The sequence below is a fragment of the Proteiniclasticum ruminis DSM 24773 genome, from assembly GCF_000701905.1.
Classification (GTDB): Bacteria; Bacillota; Clostridia; order Clostridiales; family Clostridiaceae; genus Proteiniclasticum; species Proteiniclasticum ruminis.
Genome location: NZ_JNKC01000023.1, coordinates 1 through 3,722 on the forward strand (window position 1 = coordinate 1; position 3,722 = coordinate 3,722).

Sequence of the window (3,722 nt, forward strand, 5' to 3'; positions counted from 1 at the left end):
TTTTTTTGATTTCTCAAAAAGAATTACTTTGGTTTTTTACCTATATTCTGTTTAATTTTCAAAGAACTGTTTCAGTGTCTCTTGCGCCTCTCAATAAAAGAAGCACTTGGAAAGCGCTGACTTAGATATATTACCATAAGTAAAAAATGATTACAATGGCAAATCCAATAATTTTCCACAAAAACAGCTTCGTTTTTGCTTTTATCCACAGGCTCAAGGGCATTTTTCTGTGGACTTTATTCACATCACTGTGGATGGTCTAAGAAAACTCCATGAAAAATCGGGATTTCAGATAAATTCCACCCGAAATCCCGACTCATACACATCTCTACAAATACCTTCCGGTCACAGACTTCTTATTCTCACGAATCTCTTTCGGCGTTCCTTCAGCAAGAACATTTCCTCCAAGAATCCCACCCTCTGGTCCCAGATCAACGATCCAGTCACAAGCTTCCATGACCTGAGTGTTATGTTCCACAAGAACCACCGTGTTTCCTGCTTCTACCATCTTTTCAAGAAGCAGGAGAAAATGCTCCACATCTCTCATATGAAGACCTACCGTTGGTTCATCAATGAGATAGAGATTGTTTCTGCCTTTCTGCTCCAGAAGCTCCTTCGCAAGTTTCAGTCTTTGTCCTTCCCCTCCGGAAAGTGTTGTGAGGGTCTGTCCAAGTTCCAGATAACCAAGTCCCACATCTTCCAGAAGACTCAGTATTTTCTTCATGGGCTTGATGTCATGAAAGAGAGCATGCGCTTCTTCTACTGGCAGTTTGAGCACATCATGAATATTCCGTCCTTCATACTCCACTGAGAGCACATGGTCCTGAAACTGCTTCCCGTCGCATACCGGACAGACAATTTCAATGTTCTCAAAAAACAGCATGTTGCTCTCCACATATCCGAGACCTTCGCACCTCTCACATCTGCCGCCTTTGGTATTGAAAGAGAAATCATTGGCTTTCAGCCCTTTTTCCTTGGCATCCTTGAGACTCGAAAAAAGTTTCCGCACTTCACTGAAGATACCTGAAAAAGTCGCCACGTTAGAACGCTTCATTCTGGTAAGAGGTGACTGCTCCACCAGGATGATTTTATCCATTTCCCCGGTTCCCCGGACAATATTTTCTCCAGAAGCAGCATCTGTATCTCCTTTCCCCAGCACTTCAAAGACCAGAGTAGATTTTCCAGAACCTGAAACACCAGTAATGGCTGTCATTACCCCTCTTGGAATCTTCACATCAATCCCTTTCAGGTTGAACTTTGTGGCATTTTCTATTTCAAGATACCCTTTGTCATGCGACCGGTAGGGTTTTTCCTTAAACCCGGTACGTTCACGAAGGTATTTGCCCGTGAGAGAACCGCTGATTTCTTTCAGCTCCTCCATGGTGCCGGAAGCCACGATTTCTCCCCCCTGCCTTCCAGCAAACGGACCGATATCCACAATATGTTCCGATGCTTTCATCACATCCACATCATGCTCGATGGCAATGACCGTATTTCCCCGGTCTCTGACACCTTCCAGAATATCGATGATCCCTTCAGTATCCTTCGGGTGAAGTCCCATGGTGGGTTCATCCATAAGATAGACGATTCCACTGATGGTGGCATCCAGTATAGAGGCCAGTTTCATTCTCTGAGCTTCTCCTCCTGATAGCGTCATGGTCTGACGCTCCAGCTGCAGATAACCGATGCCCGCATGGAGAAGTCTCTTTATTTTCGTTTCCATATCCTGAAGAAACACTTCCACCATATCTTTCCGGGAATCACTGATACTCTCTTTGATTCCTACAACCCATTTAAAAAGCTCTTCCAGTGAGTAACCAGATACTTCGGTGATGCTTTTCCCCTCCACACTGACTCCTGCGGACAGGGCATTCAGCTTATTTCCATTACAGAGTTCACAAGTTCCTCTTTCAAAGAACTGCTCCAGCTGTGCTGTTACCGACCCTTTGTCCTGAAGTCTTCGCCAGATGGTGGTCAGGATTCCTTCAAACCTCCCATCAGCAACTTTTTTCGGAATCGGAACATCCTTATAGAACTCTTTTGCTTCCTCGCTTTCCGCTCCATAAAACAAAAGGATCCTCTCACCTTCGCTGTACTCTGATACGGGCCTATCTGCTGTGGGCTTTTCTCCATAATACCGGAACGCAGCATTGACAGAAGTCACCTGGTACTCCTTGTATCCATGATCCCAGTAGGTGACCGCACCTCCCTCCAACGAAAGCTCTTCGTGAATGACCCCCCTAAGATTGATTTTCAGCACTTCACCCAGCCCCTGGCATTTAGGACAGGCACCCTCTCTTGTATTGTAAGAGAAATGGCTTCGTGTAAGCTTTTCCATTTCTTTGCCGCAAACGGGACAGTCCATATAAACGGTAAATCCTCCGGAGACCTTCACGAGTCTATCTTCCGCATCGGATGCCGATATTTCATTCTGGCAGTGAGGACAGCTTCTTCTATGAAGTTTTTCAAAAATCATTCTAAGATCTGTATAGAGGTTCGTCACTGTACCTACCGTAGATCTCGGATTTTTATGATACGCATCCTGAGACACCTTTATCGCTGGGGACGTATTCAGAATTTCATCTACTTTGGGTTTTCTGATGCCCTGATATCCCATGGCTTCCAGATACTGTCTCTGACATTCCTGATAAAGAACATCCATGGCAAGGGTGCTTTTACCGGAACCGGAGACTCCGGTGAATACCACGAGTTTATTTTTTGGAAGATCGAGACTGACACCTTTGAGATTTCCCTCTGTGGCATTTCTGATGCTCATACTGTTCTGAGGTTTCATATAGTTCTCCCCTCTATTCTTCATTTTTTTCTATTGTACCGTCTTCCTTCCGAAGTGAAAAGAAAAACTAGAGAAGCAACCGGTGATAAACACAGATCCCTCCCTAGTTTCATTCGTAGTATTATGCGGTTTTCTTCAGATTTTTCTTTCTTTCCATCAGCATCACCACGACGAGACCAGCCCCAAAGGCCATCGCTGCCCATAAATATACTGGATTCTGTGATGTATTTCCTTCTACCGCCGGAAGACTGTTTTCCACACTTTTTGAAAGTACAAGCAGTGTTTTCCCCGGAACCTCAACCTCTTCTTTTTCCGTTCGGAGCACTTCAGTTCCTGCATTTTCTCCATCCACATAAACCTCATAAACACCATCTTGTAAAGTATAGGTTTCAGCTTCTGTATTTGCATTCATAAGGACGATGACTTCCTCAAAAGAATCCCCTACTGCTGCTCCTTCTATCCTATAGCCTACCATATTCATTTCTGGCATTTCCGGGAAGGAAAGATGCGCTCTCACCATTTCTGCTTCAGCCATACGGAAGGCGGGGTGCTCTTTTCTTAATGCAATGAGACCCTTCATGTATTCCACATTCTCTTGATATTCCGCCTTTCTTGCCCAGACAAAGCGGTTGATTTCATCTGGTGCATTATAGCTGTTATGATTGCCATCCTTGGTTCTTAGGAACTCACTTCCTGCATGAAGGAAGGGGATTCCCTGAGAGGTCATAACCATGGCATTGGCCATGCGATGCATCTTCTGCCGCTCTTCTTCGCTTTCGTCAGGATTGGAGATGGCCAGCTTGTCCCAAAGAGTCAGATTATCATGGGCTTCCACTTGACACTCCCACAGCTAAAGCAATGGGATTCTTGGGTGATTAAACGCCAGTCTGTTTCCAGTAGGCGAGTATGACCCCAAGCTGAGGGCATG

The 3,722-nt window shown here is 45.1% G+C and carries 2 protein-coding genes; both read right to left on the reverse strand.

Annotation, left to right across the window (positions count from 1 at the left end; all coding sequences use genetic code 11):
• Window positions 1-328: 328 nt before the first annotated feature.
• A complete protein-coding gene (locus T487_RS0113200) occupies window positions 329-2,818 on the reverse strand; it encodes an ATP-binding cassette domain-containing protein (RefSeq protein ID WP_242848067.1) in 2,490 nt (829 codons plus the stop codon).
• A 97-nt stretch (window positions 2,819-2,915) separates the two neighbouring features.
• Complete coding sequence (locus tag T487_RS0113205; protein ID WP_031577601.1) at window positions 2,916-3,629, reverse strand: alpha-1,6-glucosidase domain-containing protein; 714 nt, start codon at window positions 3,627-3,629, stop codon at window positions 2,916-2,918.
• Between the last annotated feature and the right edge of the window lie 93 nt (window positions 3,630-3,722).